Genomic DNA, 17,136 nt, shown 5'->3' with positions numbered 1-17,136 from the left:
GGGTGGTTGCGAGGGTGTTATCGGTGCCGCCGCCGCAACGGCCACGGCACCCATTGATATCACGGAGAGGTCAGGCCGCGATGGCCGCGGCCACCGCCTCGATCGCCTCGTCGGCCTTCGAGCCGTCCGGACCGCCGGCCTGCGCCATGTCCGGCCGGCCACCGCCGCCCTTGCCGCCAAGCGCGCCGGATGCGACGCGCACCAGATCGACGGCGCTCATCCGCTCCGTCAGGTCCTCGGTCACGCCGACGACCGCGCTCGCCTTGCCGTCTTCGGCAACCGCGATCAGCAGCACGACGCCCGACCCCAGCCCGGTCTTTGCCTCGTCGACGAGGCCCTTGAGGTCCTTCGCATCGACGCCCGAGACCGCCTTGCCGAGGAAGCGGACGCCGCCGACATCCCGCGCCTCGACGGCCGGTGCGCCCTGCGCTCCGCCCATGGCGAGCTTGCGGCGGGCATCCGTCAGTTCCTTTTCAAGCTTCTTGCGCTCGTCCATCAGCGCCTCGACGCGCGACACGAGCTCCGTCGGCTGCACCTTCAGCACACCGGCCAGCGCCTTTACCCGCTCGTCCTGTTCGGCGAGATAAGCGCGTGCGCCGGCAGCCGTAACCGCCTCGACGCGACGCACGCCCGAACCGACGGCGCTTTCACCGAGAATGCGCACCAGGCCGATATCGCCGGTGGAGCGGACATGCGTCCCGCCGCAGAGTTCGACCGAGTAGGGCTTGCCGGCCTTGGCGCCGTCGATGCCGGTGCCCATCGACACGACGCGCACCTCGTCGCCGTATTTTTCGCCAAACAGCGCCATCGCGCCCTCGGCAATCGCGTCGTCGACACTCATCAACCGCGTCGAGACCGGAGCGTTCTGCAGGATGATGGCGTTGGCCATCTCCTCGACCTTCTGCAATTCCTCGGCGCTCATCGGCTTCGGATGCGACACGTCGAAGCGCAGCCGCTCCGGTGCCACGAGCGAGCCCTTCTGGGCGACATGCGTGCCGAGCACTTCGCGCAGCGCCTCATGCAGCAGGTGGGTCGCCGAATGGTTGGCGCGCAGCCGCGACCGGCGCGCATGATCGACCTCGAGAGCCACCGCATCGCCGGTTTTCAGCGAGCCTTCCGACACCGTCGCCTGATGGACGAACAGACCCTCGCCCTTCTTCACCGTATCGGTGATCGAAAGCGTTGCCGTATCGCCGCGAATGATGCCTGTATCGCCCATCTGGCCACCCGACTCGCCGTAGAACGGCGTCTGGTTCACGATCACCTGGACCGTCTCGCCGGCAGACGCGCTGTCGACCACCGCGCCATCGCGCACGATCGCCTGGATCACGCCCTCGGCGGTCTCGGTGTCGTAGCCGAGGAATTCGGTGGCGCCGAACTTTTCCTTGAGCTCGAACCACACCGTCTCGGTCGCCTTGTCGCCGGAGCCCGACCAGCTGGCGCGTGCTTCGGCCTTCTGGCGCTGCATCGCGTCGTTGAAGCCGGTGAGGTCGACGCCGATGCCGCGGGCGCGCAGGGCGTCCTGCGTCAGGTCGAGCGGAAAGCCATAGGTGTCGTAGAGCTTGAAGGCCGTCTCGCCATCCAGCGAATCGCCGTTGGTCAGCGTATCGGTCGCATCCGACAGCAGCGACAGGCCGCGCGACAGCGTCGTGCGGAACTTGCCTTCCTCGAGCTTCAGCGTTTCGGAGATCAGCGCCTCGGCACGCAGCAGTTCCGGATAGGCGCGACCCATCTCGGACACCAGCGACGGCAAGAGCCGGTACATCAGCGGCTCGCGGGCGCCGAGCAGCTGCATGTGGCGCATGGCGCGGCGCATGATCCGGCGCAGCACGTAGCCGCGGCCTTCATTCGACGGCAGCACGCCGTCGGCGATCAGGAACGCAGACGAGCGCAGATGGTCGGCGATGACCCGGAAGCTTGCCGCCTGGTCGCCCTCGGCCTTGACGCCGACGACCTCCTCGGTGGCGCCGATCAGGGTGCGGAACAGGTCGGTATCGAAGACGCTGTGCACGCCCTGCAGGATGCAGGCCATGCGCTCCAGCCCCATGCCGGTATCGATCGACGGACGCGGCAGCGGCGTGCGCTCGCCCGGCGCCGTCTGGTCGAACTGCATGAAGACGAGGTTCCAGAATTCCAGGAACCTGTCGCCATCCTCTTCCGGCGAGCCGGGAGGCCCGCCCCAGACATGCTCACCCTGGTCGATGAAGATTTCCGAGCACGGACCGCAGGGGCCGGTATCGCCCATCTGCCAGAAATTGTCGGAGGTGGCGATGCGGATGATCTTGTCGTCGGAAAAGCCGGCGATCTTCTTCCACAGCGTCGCCGCCTCCTCGTCGTCGGCATAGACGGTGACCAGCAGCCGGTCCTTCGGCAGGTCGAACCCCTTGTTGACGAGGTTCCAGGCAAACTCGATCGCCTGCTCCTTGAAGTAGTCGCCGAACGAGAAGTTGCCGAGCATCTCGAAGAAGGTCAGGTGGCGGGCGGTATAGCCGACATTGTCGAGGTCGTTGTGCTTGCCGCCGGCGCGCACGCATTTCTGCGAGGTGGTGGCGGTCGAATAGGGACGGCTTTCGAGCCCGGTAAAGACGTTCTTGAACTGCACCATGCCGGCATTGGTGAACATCAGCGTCGGGTCGTTGCGCGGCACCAGCGGGCTCGACGACACGACCTCGTGACCGTTCTTCCGGAAGTAGTCGAGGAAGGTCGACCGGATTTCATTCACGCCACTCATGCCATGCCCTTCTAAGCCGCCTCGAACGCGGTCTTCGTCCCAAAAACCACTGGCTTTTACCGTTCCAGCCGAACCCTGTCCAGCACGACGCAAAACCGGCCGCATATCATTTCAGCGATATGCGGCCGGCTTGAATTTCAGGACTGTTGCGGATCGGATCAGGCGTCCGGTTCACCGTCGCCGTCATTGGCGTCCGGCCCACCGTTTTCCAGGAACCGCTCGGCGATCAGGCCGGCGTTCTGGCGCAGCGCCAGTTCGATCTCGTTGGCCAGCTCCGGGTTGTCGCGCAGGAAATTCTTGGAATTCTCGCGCCCCTGACCAAGCCGCTGGCTGTTGTAGGAGAACCAGGCACCGGATTTCTCGACGATCCCGGCCTTGACGCCCAGATCGACCAGTTCACCCGTCTTGGAGACGCCTTCGCCGTACATGATGTCGAATTCCACCTGCTTGAAGGGCGGCGCCATCTTGTTCTTGACCACCTTCACGCGGGTCTGGTTGCCGACCACTTCCTCGCGTTCCTTCACCGCGCCGATGCGGCGGATGTCGAGGCGCACCGAGGCGTAGAACTTCAGCGCATTGCCGCCGGTCGTGGTTTCCGGCGAGCCGAACATCACGCCGATCTTCATGCGGATCTGGTTGATGAAGATGACCATGGTCTTCGACTTCGAGATCGACGCGGTCAGCTTACGCAGCGCCTGGCTCATCAGACGCGCCTGCAGGCCGGGCAGGCTGTCGCCCATCTCGCCTTCGATTTCGGCGCGCGGCGTCAGCGCCGCGACCGAATCGACGACCAGCACGTCAACGGCGCCGGAGCGCACCAGCGTGTCGGTGATCTCGAGCGCCTGCTCGCCGGTGTCCGGCTGCGAAATCAGAAGGTTCTGCAGGTCGACGCCGAGCTTGCGGGCATAGATCGGATCGAGCGCATGTTCGGCATCGACGAAGGCGCAGATGCCGCCCTTCTTCTGGGCTTCGGCGATCGTCTGCAGCGCCAGCGTCGTCTTGCCCGAGCTTTCCGGACCATAGATCTCGATGATCCGGCCCTTGGGCAGGCCGCCGACGCCGAGCGCGATGTCGAGCCCCAGCGAGCCCGTCGATACTGTCTCGATTTCGACCACGCTCTCGTTTGCGCCCAGCTTCATGATCGAGCCCTTGCCGAAGGACCGTTCGATCTGAGAGAGTGCCGCTTCCAGCGCCTTGCTTTTGTCCACCGATTTTTCCTCTACGAGCCGCAATGAATTCTGTGCCATCTGATCCCACCTTTAGGTTATCGCAGCGGCCCTAGCAATCCAGCAGCCGGTGATCAGTATGTACACTTTTTGTTCTCATCATGCAAGAGGGCTCATGCCGTTGTTTCTCTTCCATGATCGCCTGAGCGTTCGCTTTGCGTTCCGGCCTGTGCGGAACGCCAGCTCAACGCCTGTTTAGTCCCGTCCCGGGCGTGCACGTCTGCCGCATCAGTCCTGCCGGTCGAGCATCTCGCGCACCGCCACCGCCAGCTGCTTCAGCGAGAACGGCTTGGGCAGGAAGCCGAACTTGGCATCCGCCGGCAGGTTGCGCGCAAATGCGTCCTCTGCATAGCCGGAAACGAAGATGAACTTGAGGTCGGGATAGGTCTTGCGCAGCTCCTTAAGCAGCGACGGCCCGTCCATTTCCGGCATCACCACGTCGGACACGACGATGTCGACCTTGCCCTCGAGCTCCTCCATGATCTCCAGCGCCTCGGTGCCGGAGCCTGCCTCGTGCACGGTATAGCCGCGGGTTTCAAGCATCCGCTTGCCGCCGCGGCGCACCGCCTCCTCGTCCTCGACAAGCAGCACGACCGCCGAGTTGCCGGTGAGATCGACGTCTTCGGCCGGGGCCGAGGCGATCTTCGGCTGTGCCGCGACGTCGGCGCTGGCCGAGCCCGGGCTGCCCGGTTCCGGCGTCGGCACGATCTCGGGAATGTGGCGCGGCAGGAATACCCGGAACGTCGTGCCCTTGCCGACTTCCGATTCCGGATAGATGTAGCCGCCCGACTGCTTGACGATGCCATAGACCATCGACAGGCCGAGACCGGTGCCCTTGCCGACCTCCTTGGTGGTGAAGAACGGCTCGAAGATCTTGTCCATGATCTCCGGCGGAATGCCGGTGCCGCTGTCGGCCACTTCGACCATGACGAAATCGTCGGCCGGCAGCCGCGCGCCGGCAAATGCCGCAGCCTCGGCGCCGGTCACGTTGCGGGTGCGGATGCGGATCTGGCCGCCCTGCGGCATCGCATCGCGGGCGTTGACGCAAAGGTTGATCAGCACCTGCTCGAACTGCGACAGGTCGGTGCGCACCGGCCAGAGATCACGTCCGTAATCGACGTCGAGCTTGACATTGGTGCCCGAGATCAGCCGGTCGACCAGCATCCTGAGGTCGCCCACCACGTCGGTGAGGTTCAGCACCGCCGGCCGCATCGTCTGCTTGCGCGAGAACGCCAGCAGCTGGCGCACCAGTACCGCGGCGCGGTTGGCGTTGCGCTTGATCTCCATAAGGTCGGCGAAGCTGGCGTCCGAAGGCCGCGCCTGCAGCAGCAGGTGGTCGGAGGACAGCAGGATGGCGGTCAGCACGTTGTTGAAATCGTGGGCGATGCCGCCGGCCAGCGTGCCGACCGCATTCATCTTCTGCGTCTGCGCCATCTGCGTCTCGAGCTCTTTCTGCTCGGTCGTCTCCACGGCGTAGACGATCGCCACCTCTTCCGGCGCCTCGTCGCTCTCGTCGATCACCGCATTAACGTAGAAGCGCACATGGCGGTTCTCGTCGCCCGGGTGCCGGCAGTCGATCGGCGCGATGTCGCCCTGGCGGTCCTTGGCCGCCGCCAGCGCCCGCTCCAGGTCGCCACGCGCCTGCTCGTTGACGATGGCGTCCAGCGTCGCGCCGGCCTCCACATCGTCGCGAGATACCACGCCGGCAAACAGCCGGAGGAATGGTGCGTTGATGCGCAGGATCTTGCCGTCGCCGCCGATCGAGGCGATCGCCATCGGCGTGTTGTTGAAGAACCGCGTGAAGCGCATCGCCGAGGCCGACTGGTCGGCGCCCTCGCCCTTCGGCCGGCCGAGAACGATCGTCCGGCTTTCGCCCGGCGCGCCGTCGCGCATCGACGAGACGCTGTGGACGAGGCGCACCGGCAGGCTCTGGCCGTTGCTGCGGCGCAGGTCGAGATCCAGCGTTTCGGTGCGCGTCTGGCCGGGGCCTGCCTGCACCGACTGGATCAGCGCCATGCCCTCGCCGGCCACCATGTCGGAAATCGTCATCGATCCCGGCACGAACTTGGTGAGGTCGAGGCCCAGCCATTCGGCAAGCGTCGCATTGAGGTAGAACAGCTCGCCCTTCTTGCCCGCCGAGAAGAAGCCGGCCGGCGCATGGTCGAGATAGTCGATGGCGTTCTGCAGCTCGCGGAAGAACCGCTCCTGGTCCTCGCGCTCCGAGGTGATGTCGGCGATCTGCCACACGTCATGCGGCGTCTTTTGCGTCGGCGAGGTGAGGATGCGCGCCTTCAGGCGGTACCAGTGGGCACCGGATCCGCTGGCCGAGGCGCGGCCGAGCGGCTTCAGCAGGCGGAATTCCTCGTGCCCCTCGCGGCCTTCGCGCAGTGCTGCGGTCAAGCGGTAAAGCGCTTCGGTCGCTTCGCGGTTCTTCGACAAGAGGGCTTCCAGCGACTGGGCGTTGGCCGCCTTCGTCGCACCGGTCAGCCGGCCATAGGCGGCATTGGCGTAAAGAATGCGGCTGCGCTCGTCGGTCACCAGGATGCCGTCCGGATGGCCGGCCAGGTAGCTTGCGGCAAACTCGTCGGAGCGCGATTGCGGCATCACTTCCACAAGCCCGATGATCGACGAAACGATGAAGAAGATGCCGACCATTGCCAGCACGCCGAGCACGCCCAGCACCAGTTCGTTGTCCATCGCGTCCTTGAATACCACGAAGGCGATCGACACGCCGACCAGCACCAGCGCCAGCAGGAGCAGGCGCAAGACTGTGCCACTCCGCCTGCCGCTGTCCACCAGCGGCGCGTCGTAACTGGCGGCCGGCTGCGCTTTCGACATTACACCTCGCACTTCGACCTGTCGTTCAGTGACGGCCCCGGAATCGTTCCTGACGTCTTCCATAGCAAGTTGAAGCTCCGTCAAAAAGCGTCGAGCCGCAGAAAGCCGTTGAAGACATTCATATTCCTATTGCTCAACTGCCGCCCCTCTCCATATTCGCCATTGCCGGGTGCGGCAGGCGACGAAACCTGTCGGGGGCAGACTGTATCGGCGGGCCGGCTTGCCGCGGGCTTGCGACTTGCCTAGGCTGCCGGGTGCATGCCGGTGACCGCCGATGGCCTGCCGTCGGCACCATGATCTGGCGGTTTGGTAAACCGCCTCGACGTCCAAGCCTCCCGGTGGTCGGGCAACAGGCAACCAAGGAGAAGCAGGGCATGATCGAGGAATTGATGAGCGACTACGGCGGCCGCCTGTTCATCGCGGTCGGTGGCGTCGGCCTCGGCTTTCTCTGCCTCGTCGCCGTGCTTCTGATGCTGCGCCGGCGCAGCGGCCCCTCGCCGTTCCTGCGTGGCGGCAAGAACCGCCAGCCGCGCCTGCAGGTGCTCGATGCAGCTGCCGTCGATGCGCGCCGGCGGATCGTCCTGGTGCGCCGCGACGACGTCGAACATCTGGTGATGATCGGCGGCCCGACGGATGTCGTCATCGAAAGCGGCATTCGGCCCCAGGGGCTGCAGACCGTCGGCTACGCGGAGCCGCGGGGCGAGACGACAAGCCTTTCCGACGAGACGCCGGCCGAGCCACGGCTTCAGGCGCCACCGCGCCAGATTTCTTCCGCGGGCGAGCGCCTGCCATCAGCGACCGTCGCCCGTTCGCCGGCAGCCGAGCCTGTTGCAGCCGTTGCGCCACAGCCGGCGGCAGAAACTGCGGTCGAACGCCCGGTCAGCGCCCGGCCGACTGCCCAGCGTCCCATCCCCGAGCGCCCCCTTCCGGAGCGGACTGCAGCCCAGCGACCTGTCGCGACACCTCCGGTCGAACGCCAGATGGCCGAGCCCGCAGCGCCGCAGGTGACTGCCGAGGCGCCGGTGCGAGACATGCCGCCTACGCCGCAGCCGCAGCCTGCGCAGACCGTTCGTCCTGTCGAGCCGCCGGCCCCGGAAGTCCTTCCCGAGCCTGCCGCGCCCACGCCCACATCACCTATGTCCGCAGCCCCTATGTCCGCAGCGCCAATCTCCGTCACTCCCGTCAGCGCGCCGGTCTTCCCGGCCGCCGAGCGTCGACAGACGGAAAACGCCGCCCCGGATATCGGCGCAGCAACCGACGCGCTCGACGCCGCCCGTCAGCGGGTCTTCCATCCGACGCCGCAGGCTCCAGCCCCCGCCGCATCGATCCCGTCGCCCGTACCGTTCGAAATCACCACACCGGCTGCAGCTGCGCCGGCAATCGTTGCGAACCCGCAGCCGCCGCAGGCGCCCGTCTCGCCGGCGTCCTCGCGCCCGCTCGGCAGCGATTTCGATCGGATCCTGGAAGAGGAAATGGCCAACAATCTGGCTCTGGAACGGGACGGTGCCGAGCCGGCAACCTCCGTCCCGGCCCTGCCGCCGCGGGATCCGGCTCAGCCGCGCGTCACCGGTGCGACGCCCGATCCGTCGCTGCAGACGGAGATCGCCCGCATATTCGGCGAAATGTCGGTGAACCGCAACGATCGCTAGCACCTGGCAACGGGCGGAGCGTGTTGCTCTGCCCGGCCGCTCGGTCACGGGTCAGGCAGGAGAGGACGTCGCAGCTCGCCTGCGGACAAGCCTCTGCTGCAAACAAAAAAGGCGCCTTCCGCGGAAAGCGCCTTGCCCGGTCGGGATCATTCGTCCCGGTAGACTTTTTCACGTCGCTCGTGGCGCTCCTGGGCCTCGATCGACAGGGTGGCGATCGGCCGCGCGTCGAGCCGTCGCAAGCCGATCGGCTCGCCGGTCTCTTCGCAGTAACCGTAGGTGCCGTCCTCGATGCGCTGCAGGGCGGAGTCGATCTTGGAGATCAGCTTGCGCTGCCGGTCGCGGGCCCGCAGTTCGATGGCTCTGTCGGTTTCGGAAGATGCCCGGTCGGCGAGATCCGGATGATTGGCGCTTTCTTCGGCGAGGTGCCCAAGCGTCTCGCGCGCTTCTCTCAAGATGTCGTTTTTCCAGGCGATGAGCTTGGCTCGGAAATATGCCCGCTGGCTGGCATTCATGAACTCATCATCTTCCGAGAGGATGTAGCTGCTAAGGTCGATCTTCTCACTCAACGCAATTCTCCTGAAGAACAGCTCTCACGCGGCGTCCTATACTCCAAGTTAAGGGGACGATTCAAGCCTGACGCGTGTTTATAAGGCATTTTTAAAATTGACATAAATTTCAGCTAAGCGACTAATCTTTAAGCGGTTTCTGGAAACGCAGAGCAACGGCGTTTTCCACCCTTGGGATTTGGTGGCGGTCCGACTGCCCGTAACGGGAGTGTTGACGCGGCGCCCGGCATCAGGCTACTCGACATCCTCCGGTCACCCAGCGCGAAAATCACATGATAACCGTCGAGCCGCAGCCGTCCCGCATCCTGCTCATGCGCCATGCCCGCTCGGCCTGGGCCGAACCCGGCGGGCGCGACTTCGACCGCCCGCTCGACGAGCACGGCTTCGCCGAAGCCGAGATCGTCACGTCGCTTGCCGCCGACCGCCGCTACCGGCCCGATCTGGTGCTGTCATCGACGGCGCTGCGCTGTCGCCAGACGGCCGACGCCGCGCGCCGCGCCTTCGGCGAGGAGTGCGGAATGCTGTTCATCGACGAACTCTACAACGGCGGCGTCGAGACCTATCTCGAGGTTCTTTCCACCCAGAAGCAGGCAGAGAGCGTCATGCTGATCGGTCACAACCCGCGCATGGAAGAGGTTCTGCAGGCGCTGCTCGGCGACGACCGGACCGCTGCCGCCATTCCGGCCGGCTATCCGACGGCAGGACTTGCGGTTCTCGACCACGGCGGCACGGTTGCAGCCGCCGCCGGCACCTGGCTGCTCAGCGATTTCCTCAAGGGCTGAGCGCGGCACGGCGCCATTCCCGGTCGCCCTTCCCTTTTGCAACCGGATGCGGTGTCTATATAGGCAGGAACGACATCAACGGGTCTTTGCCTTGCCGCCATCCCTCACCACCTTCAAGGACGACGCGCTCATCGCGTTCGACAACCTCACCGACCGCGCGTCGGGCCTCGTCAATCCGACGGTCCGGCTCGGCGTCACCGGCCTGTCGCGGGCCGGCAAGACGGTGTTCATCTCGTCGCTCGTCCACAATCTCCTGCATGGCGGGCGCCTGCCGCTGTTCGAAGCGGTGCGCTCGGGCCGGGTGTCGGCCGCGCGTCTGGAGCCGCAGCCGGACGACCAGATCCCCCGCTTCCAGTACGAGGACCATATCCAGGCGCTGGTGCGTGACCGGATCTGGCCCGATTCGACCCGCGCCATTTCCCAGCTCCGCCTGACGCTCGACTACCAGAGCGCCAGCGGCTGGGGGCGGATGTTTTCGGCCGGCAAGCTGTCGATCGACATCGTTGACTATCCGGGCGAATGGCTCCTCGACCTGCCGCTGCTCGGCCAGGATTTCCGCACCTTCAGCGCCGCGACCGTCGCCCTTGCCCGCACCGGCATCCGTCGCGAACTGGCACGCGACTGGCTGGCTTTGGCCGACAGCATGGATCCGGCAGCTCCCGCCGACGAGATGACCGCCCGCCGCCTGTCAGAAGCGTTTGCCGCCTATCTCAAGGCCTGCAAGTCGGACGAGCGGTCACTGTCGACGCTGCCGCCCGGCCGCTTCCTGATGCCCGGCGACCTCGAAGGCTCGCCGGCGCTCACCTTCGCGCCGATCCCCGACCTTCCCGACGGCCGCCTCGAACGCGGCACGCTCGGGGCGATGATGGAGCGCCGCTTCGAGGCTTACAAGTCGGTCGTCGTCAAACCCTTCTTCCGCGAACATTTTGCCCGCCTCGACCGGCAGATCGTGCTGATCGATGCGCTGCAGGCGCTGAACCGCGGCCCGGAGGCGGTCCAGGATCTTGAGCGGGCCCTGGCCGACGTGCTGGCCTGCTTCCGCCCCGGCACCAATTCACTGCTGTCGTCGCTGCTCGGCCGGCGGATCGACAAGGTGCTGGTCGCCGCCACCAAGGCCGACCACCTGCATCACGAGAGCCACGACCGTCTCGAAGCGCTCACCCGCCGCCTCGTCGACCGCGCCATCCAGCGCATCGGCATGTCCGGCGCCGGCATCGAGGTGATGGCCATCGCCTCCGTTCGCGCCACCCGCGAGGCAACGGTGCGTCAGGATGGCGAAACGCTGCCGGTGATCACCGGCACGCCGATGGCGGGCGAGAGGATCGACGGCGAAATCTTCGACGGCAAACGCCGAACAGCGATATTTCCCGGGGACTTGCCGGAGAAACCGGATTCTCTTTTTCAAGGTCCGGACTCTGTTTCTGAAGATCCCGCGCTACCCCACCTGAATATCGTCCGATTCCGTCCGCCGGACATCGACGAGGCCGGCAACGTGACGCTTTCGGTGCCGCATATCCGCCTCGACCGCGCCCTGCAGTTCCTGTTCGGAGACCGGCTCGCATGAGGAGCGATCGATGACCAATGACGACCGCGAACCGCCGCAGGCCCAGGCCACGCCTCGCCGTCCGGGTGTCTTCCAGCTGTCCGGCGACGATGCGCCGGTAACCGTACGGCGTGCGCCAAGGGCATTCGACGACGGGATCATTCCGACAGCAGATGCCGACGATCCGTTCATCACACCGCCGGAACTGGCGGCGGCCGAGGCGCTGGTCGCCACGCCGCGCAAGCGTCGCTTCTCGTTCGGCAAGCTCGCCGTCGGTGCCTTCACCGCCTTCCTGTCGCTGGCCTTCTGGCTGTGGGCCGATGCCATCGTCCGCGATCTGTTTTCGCGCGCCGACTGGCTGGGCTACACAGCCGTCGGCGTTCTCGCCGTGGCGGTCCTCGCACTTGCCATCGTCGTCGGTCGCGAGATCGTCGGGCTGATGCGGCTCGGCGCCGTCCAGTCGCTGAAGGCTGAGGCCGAGGCGATCGATGCGACCTCGGGTCCGAAGACCGCGCGCCAGATCGTCTCGCGTCTGGAAACCCTGCTGTCGCACCGGGCCGAGACGGCCCGCGGCCGGGCGGCGCTGGATGCGACGAAGGACGACATCATCGACGCGCCGCAGCTTCTCGATCTTGCCGAGTGCGAACTCATGGCGCCGCTCGACCGCCAGGCACGTGCCCTCATTCTCGGCGCTTCGCGGCGCACCTCTGTGGTCACCGCCGTCAGCCCGCGCGCCGTCGTCGATCTCGCCTATGTGCTGTTCGAGGTCACAAGGCTGGTGCGCGCCATGGCCGAACTCTATGGGGGCCGTCCCGGCACGATCGGATTGCTGCGGCTGCTGCGCGACGTCATCGCCCACCTGGCGGTCACCGGCTCGATCGCCGTCGGCGACGGTATCGCCCAGCAGGTGCTTGGCCACGGTCTTGCGGCAAAGCTTTCGGCACGCCTCGGCGAGGGCGTCATCAACGGGCTGCTCACCGCCCGCATCGGCATCGCGGCCATGGATCTCTGCCGTCCGCTGCCCTTCCGCGCCCTCAGACGGCCCGGCATCGGCGACTTCATCGGCGACATCGCCTCGTCCGGAAATCGCACGCCCTGAACCGGGCGCAAGGCCCGGAAACCACCGAAAATAAACGGCTCGTTAACCACTGCGAGACTATGGTTAACGCAATTCAGGACGCCGCTCGCCAAGGAAAGTTTAATGGTCTCGCGCTTCTTTTTCCCGCAGGGCGGGCTGTACGCCGCCGCTGCCCTCGCCGTTGCCGCCATCGCCCCGCAGGCCGATGCAGCGCCCCGCGACAAGGTGTTTTTCGAGACCGCAGCCGGCGCCTGGAAGGGTCCGGGCGAGATCGTAGCCGGCAAGTACAAGGGCACCAAGTTCACCTGCAACCTCACCGGCGAACCGACGCCTGACGCCGATCTCGGCATCAAGCTCGACGGCACCTGCCGCGTCGGCGTCTTCAAGCAGCCGATGTCCGCTGTCATCAGCCAGGCCGGCGGCGGCTACAAGGGCAAGTTCCTCGATGGCGCCGAAGGCAAGGGTCTCGACATCGTCTCGGGCGCCGTCAGCGGCGACAAGATCGTCGTCGGCATCAACCGCGCCAAGCTGAACGGCGTGATGATCGCCCGCATGCAGAACCCCGCGGTCATGAACATCACGATCTCGGTGAAGGTCGAGGAGCAGATGGTGCCGGTCATCGGCCTTGCCCTGACGCGTGATACCGACGAGCTCGCCGTCGGATCCATCAAGCCCTGATCGAACCTTGATCGAGATCGGCTAGCGGCGCCACCAGTCGCGCGCCGCATCCGCAACGGCGATCCCCGAGACATCGGCCTGGCTCAGCCAGGCCGAAACCGTTTTGCCCAGCACCTTGAGATCCGGCGCAATGTCGGCAAGCGGCATCAGCACGAAGCCTCGCTCGGTCATCCGCGGATGCGGAACGTCGAGACCCTCCTCGTGGATCTCCCCTTGCTCCCCGAAAGTCAGGACGTCGATGTCGATGGTGCGCGGTCCCCAGCGCTCGACGCGCACACGCTTCATGCCGCGCTCGATCGACAGGCAGAGATCGAGCAGCGCCTTGGCCGAAAGGCCGGTCGAGATCAGCGCGCAGCTGTTGAAGAAATCCGCCTGGTCTGTCTTGCCCCAGGGCGGCGTCCGGTAGAGCCTCGAGACGGCGTCGACGCGACAGTCGGCGCGGCCGTCGAAGATCGTCAGCGCCTCGGCCATGGCGCCAGCCGGATCGCCGATATTGCCGCCAAGCCCGATGGCCGCCTGTGTCCAGGTCCGCGGGTTGTCTGCCTCAGGGACGATGCTCAACACGCACCTCCACATGGTCGAGGATCCCTGGGATCGGCACGCTCGGCTTGCGCACGGTGATCGCCGCCCGCCGGATCTGCGGGAACTTGGCGCACAGCGCCAGCGCGATGTCGTTCGCCAGTGCCTCGATCAGCGCCCGCCGGGTCTTCGTCACCACATCCTCGATGACGGTGAAGGCATGGCCGTAATGCACGGTGGCGGTCAGATCGTCCTCCGCCAGCGCCGATGCAGCCGGTACTTCCAGCTCGGCATCGATGAAGAACCGCTGGCCAAGCACCGATTCTTCCGCCAGCGCTCCGTGGCGTCCGTAGAAGGCGCAGTTCTTCAACGTGATCTGGTAGGTCTTCAATGGCTTTCTCCCGGCCTGGCGCCTGCCGCAAGCACCGCATCGGCAATCCGCAGCGCATCGCGATTGGCAGGCACCGCATGGACGCGCACGATCGCCGCCCCGCCGATCCGCAACAGCGCCGTCGTCGCCGCGGTTCCGACGTCGCGCGCATCCGGCGCTTCGCGGCCCGTCGAGGAACCGATGAAGCGCTTGCGCGACGTGCCGGCCAGAAGCGGCAGGCCGAGCGCCTGGAGCTCCTCGAACCGCGCCATCAGCGAAAAATCCTCGGTCGCATTCTTGGCAAACCCGAAGCCTGGATCGAGCACGATGCGATCACGGGCAATGCCCGCCGCATCGGCAAGCGCCAGCGACGTTTTGAAGAACAGCTGCTGGTCGGCGATCAGGTCGGCGAGCTTCTCCGCCTCGCGCCCGCGGCCGGTGTGCATCATCACCAGCCCCGCCCCCGATTGCGCCACCACCTGCGCCATCTGCGGGTCGTGGCGCAGGCCGTAGACGTCGTTGACGATATGGGCGCCCGCCTCGACCGCCAGCTGCGCCGTCGAGGCGCGATAGGTGTCGATGGAGATCAGCGCATCCGTCGCGGCCCTCAGGGCGCCGATTACCGGCAGAACCCGCGCCTGTTCCTCTTCCGGCGAGACGGGCGTCGCACCGGGACGCGTCGATTCGCCGCCGATGTCGAGGATCACTGCCCCCTCCTCTACGCAGCGCAGCGCATGCGAGACCGCCTCTTCGACGCCCTGGTGACGGCCGCCGTCGGAAAACGAATCCGGCGTCACGTTGATGATCGCCATCAGGTGACCCTGCGGTCCGAGCGAAAGCTGTCTGCCGTGGCCGACCTGCCAAATCTTGCCGCTGGGGAGAATCACCGGAGGTCCAATCGTCTCGTTCACGAACAATTTCGCAACGACCTGTTGCGATGCTAAGCGCTATGCCCCAAGCTTCAGCCAACTTCAATCTCGCAAGGCCCAGAATGTCCTCAGCCCGCCGCGCCCGATTTCTGCTCGGGGCAACCCTGCTGCTGCTTGCGGCGCCAGGTCTGGCCTCTCCCGCACCGCTGATTACCAAGACCTATTCCTACTTCTCGATCGGCGGCCGCACCGCCGAGGATCTCGACAGCGAGCTTGAGCGGCGCGGTCCGATGACCCGCGCCAGCGGCTTTCGCCATCCCGGCGCAACGCAGATCAGCTTCGGCGGCGAAGTCACCTATCTGGAAGACACGGCGCGCTGCTCCATCGGCGGCACCAAGGTAACCCTGAAGACCAAGATCATCCTGCCGCGCTGGAAGAACCGCCGCGCCGCCACCGGCAGCCTTGGGCTGATCTGGGACACGCTGTCCTCCGACATCAAGCGCCACGAGGAACGCCACGCCGAGATCGCCCGCAACTATGCCCGCCAGCTGGAGCAGAGCCTGGAGCAGTTGCGGCCGCAGGCCACCTGCGCTTTGCTGGAGGCCCGCGTCGGCGAAACGACGCGGCGCATCGTCGACGAGCATGACAAGGAACAGCTGCGCTTCGATATCGTCGAGTCGAAGAATTTTGACGCGCGCATGATGCGGCTGCTCAAGTACCGCGCCGCCGCGACCGAGTGAGGCTGGTTCAGCCGGCTGGCGACACGTTGCCAGCCTCGCCCGGAGCTTGCGCCGCCCCTCGCCAATGATCGATGATTTCTCGGAATAGCGCATTTTAGTAAATACGCATACATTCAGCCTTACGGACGGCGGTCAGGATTTCTGACACTCCGGGCGGACCAGAGGCGACGTTGCCGCATGCGAGGCGGCGCATGCGGCAACCGCCTTTTCCGGAACATGATGTTCCAGGGTCCGCGCGGCGTCCGGACGGCAGCAGCCCCCGGCAGCCGGACATTCTGGACGACGTTCAGTTCAGGGCACGCCGATGCGTGTCACCCCCTTCTGGGCGTAGTCCGCGCGTATCGTGTTCTCCTCCCGGCGTATCGTCTTGCCACAGGTCGCTCCTCCCTCGCCTGTCGGTGATACGCCAGCCTCGGCCTCGCTCGACGCTTGAAAGCGCAGCGAGGCTATTTTTTTGCCGGAATCCCGGCAGGCGGGACGGCGGTCAGCCCTGGCGTTCGGGCACCTGCACCACGAGCCCGTCGAGCTCCGGCGTCACCTTGATCTGACAGGAGAGGCGCGAGGTCGGGCGCACGTCGACGGCGAAATCCAGCATGTCCTCTTCCATCGGCAGCGGCCCGCCGACAGCCTCGGTCCAGGCGTCGTCGACGTAGACATGACAGGTGGCACAGGCACAGGCACCGCCGCATTCGGCATCGATGCCGGGAACGGAGTTGCGCACGGCATTCTCCATGACTGTGGAGCCGGGCTCCGCATCGAGGTCGAAGCGCGTGCCGTCGAAGGCGACGATGGTCAGTTTCGTCATGTCTGGATCCTGGGAGAAGCTTGCGGGATAACGGAAAAAGGCGGCGCTGTCTTCCGACAATTCGCCGCCTCAGTCAATGTTTCCAATGCATCCGGCCGTCTGCGCCACCGTCCGGCGAGCGGAGCCGACGGGCCGCGCCGGCGCTTGCGAACGCTTGTGTCTAACCTTCAGCGCGACAGCCTGAGGATGAAGTTCTCGGTTTCGACGACGGCGGCGCTGAGCGCTGCGCGGGCCACCGCATCCTGCGGATCGTTTTCCAGCGACTGCGCATGCGCGGCCACCTTGAAGGCACCGACGCCGTTGGCGGCACTCTTCAGCCGGTGTGCGGACGCGACCACCGCTTTCGGCGAGCCGGATGAGAGTTCGGCGAGCGCTGCCCGCGCCTGTCGGGTAAACAGTTGCAGCACCTCGGCCTCCAGCAGCTTGTCGCCCATCGTCTGCACCGCCAGATGCACGAGGTCGATCGGCCGCTCGGACCCTGCACGGGAGCCGGACGCCTGTTCGGGCGCTTCGAAAGCGATGCTGACCGCTGCCATGCTGATGTTCCTTGTGTTGTCACCTCGGTCGAGCCTGAGGCGTACCGGTCGACATCGCGTTAAATTTCGGCACAGTTTGCCCGGGCTTTCTGCATTCATGGTTAACGATGCGTAACCGCCGCCAGAATCAGGGAAAACGGCGGCAGCCAGAGTTTAAAATCTGTTAACAAGAGGGCCATCCCCATGAGCCTCCGGGGGCTCGAATT

Annotated in this window: 15 protein-coding genes; 6 read left to right on the top strand and 9 right to left on the bottom strand. The window is 65.9% G+C overall.

Features of this window, described 5'->3' with window-relative positions; genetic code table 11:
* Positions 1-70: 70 nt before the first annotated feature.
* From alaS to cckA, 3 genes are all read right to left on the bottom strand, one after another.
* Positions 71-2,731, bottom strand: a complete 2,661-nt coding sequence (alaS, locus tag ACR65N_RS11915; protein WP_440457168.1) for an alanine--tRNA ligase — start codon at positions 2,729-2,731, stop codon at positions 71-73.
* Positions 2,732-2,889: 158 nt separating this feature from the next.
* Positions 2,890-3,978, bottom strand: coding sequence for a recombinase RecA (recA, locus tag ACR65N_RS11910; protein WP_430303767.1), 1,089 nt, complete (start codon positions 3,976-3,978; stop codon positions 2,890-2,892).
* 207 nt (positions 3,979-4,185) lie between these two features.
* Entirely contained in the window at positions 4,186-6,795 is a 2,610-nt protein-coding gene (gene cckA / locus ACR65N_RS11905; RefSeq protein ID WP_430303768.1) for a cell cycle histidine kinase CckA, read from the bottom strand.
* Between the two features lie 374 nt (positions 6,796-7,169).
* On the opposite strand from cckA, the gene ACR65N_RS11900 reads away from it, so the two are divergent.
* Positions 7,170-8,444: a flagellar biosynthetic protein FliO gene (locus ACR65N_RS11900; RefSeq protein WP_440457167.1), complete on the top strand. Its 1,275-nt coding sequence runs from the start codon at positions 7,170-7,172 to the stop codon at positions 8,442-8,444.
* Between the two features lie 146 nt (positions 8,445-8,590).
* Here ACR65N_RS11900 and dksA read toward each other — a convergent pair whose 3' ends face one another.
* Positions 8,591-9,010 (bottom strand): RNA polymerase-binding protein DksA, encoded by a 420-nt coding sequence (gene dksA / locus ACR65N_RS11895; RefSeq protein ID WP_430303770.1) that lies wholly within the window; start codon positions 9,008-9,010, stop codon positions 8,591-8,593.
* Between the two features lie 272 nt (positions 9,011-9,282).
* On the opposite strand from dksA, the gene ACR65N_RS11890 reads away from it, so the two are divergent.
* From ACR65N_RS11890 to ACR65N_RS11875, 4 genes are all read left to right on the top strand, one after another.
* Positions 9,283-9,792 (top strand): SixA phosphatase family protein, encoded by a 510-nt coding sequence (locus tag ACR65N_RS11890; protein ID WP_440457166.1) that lies wholly within the window; start codon positions 9,283-9,285, stop codon positions 9,790-9,792.
* A 91-nt stretch (positions 9,793-9,883) separates the two neighbouring features.
* Entirely contained in the window at positions 9,884-11,356 is a 1,473-nt protein-coding gene (locus tag ACR65N_RS11885; RefSeq protein ID WP_440457165.1) for a YcjX family GTP-binding protein, read from the top strand.
* A gap of 10 nt (positions 11,357-11,366) precedes the next feature.
* Positions 11,367-12,434 carry a YcjF family protein gene (locus ACR65N_RS11880; RefSeq protein WP_440457164.1) on the top strand — a complete coding sequence of 356 codons (1,068 nt, stop codon included), beginning with the start codon at positions 11,367-11,369 and terminating at the stop codon, positions 12,432-12,434.
* 102 nt (positions 12,435-12,536) lie between these two features.
* Complete coding sequence (locus ACR65N_RS11875; RefSeq protein ID WP_440457163.1) at positions 12,537-13,091, top strand: hypothetical protein; 555 nt, start codon at positions 12,537-12,539, stop codon at positions 13,089-13,091.
* Positions 13,092-13,112: 21 nt separating this feature from the next.
* On the opposite strand, the gene folK is transcribed toward ACR65N_RS11875, so the two are convergent.
* Genes folK through folP form a run of 3 tightly spaced genes read right to left on the bottom strand, consistent with a single transcriptional unit; the run spans position 13,113 to position 14,891 of the window.
* On the bottom strand, positions 13,113-13,667 hold the full coding sequence (folK, locus tag ACR65N_RS11870) for a 2-amino-4-hydroxy-6-hydroxymethyldihydropteridine diphosphokinase (RefSeq protein WP_440457162.1): 555 nt from the start codon (positions 13,665-13,667) through the stop codon (positions 13,113-13,115).
* On the bottom strand, positions 13,636-14,001 hold the full coding sequence (gene folB / locus ACR65N_RS11865; protein WP_440457161.1) for a dihydroneopterin aldolase: 366 nt from the start codon (positions 13,999-14,001) through the stop codon (positions 13,636-13,638). Before folB ends, folK begins: the two co-directional genes overlap by 32 nt.
* On the bottom strand, positions 13,998-14,891 hold the full coding sequence (gene folP / locus ACR65N_RS11860; RefSeq protein ID WP_440457160.1) for a dihydropteroate synthase: 894 nt from the start codon (positions 14,889-14,891) through the stop codon (positions 13,998-14,000). Before folP ends, folB begins: the two co-directional genes overlap by 4 nt.
* Before the next feature lie 80 nt (positions 14,892-14,971).
* Here folP and ACR65N_RS11855 point away from each other — a divergent pair, with 80 nt between their 5' ends.
* The gene (locus ACR65N_RS11855) at positions 14,972-15,589 is read left to right on the top strand and encodes a DUF922 domain-containing Zn-dependent protease (RefSeq protein ID WP_440457159.1); all 618 of its coding nucleotides are present in this window, start codon (positions 14,972-14,974) and stop codon (positions 15,587-15,589) included.
* Positions 15,590-16,073: 484 nt separating this feature from the next.
* Here the strand turns inward: ACR65N_RS11855 and ACR65N_RS11850 are convergent, their stop codons facing one another.
* A complete protein-coding gene (locus ACR65N_RS11850; RefSeq protein ID WP_430303779.1) occupies positions 16,074-16,394 on the bottom strand; it encodes a 2Fe-2S iron-sulfur cluster-binding protein in 321 nt (106 codons plus the stop codon).
* A gap of 167 nt (positions 16,395-16,561) precedes the next feature.
* Entirely contained in the window at positions 16,562-16,930 is a 369-nt protein-coding gene (locus ACR65N_RS11845) for an Hpt domain-containing protein (RefSeq protein ID WP_440457158.1), read from the bottom strand.
* Positions 16,931-17,136 lie beyond the last annotated feature (206 nt).

It is taken from the genome of Rhizobium sp. SAFR-030 (assembly GCF_059415005.1).
The sequence above is the reverse complement of the archived record's forward strand: the minus strand, read 5'-3'. Positions and strand labels throughout refer to the sequence as shown.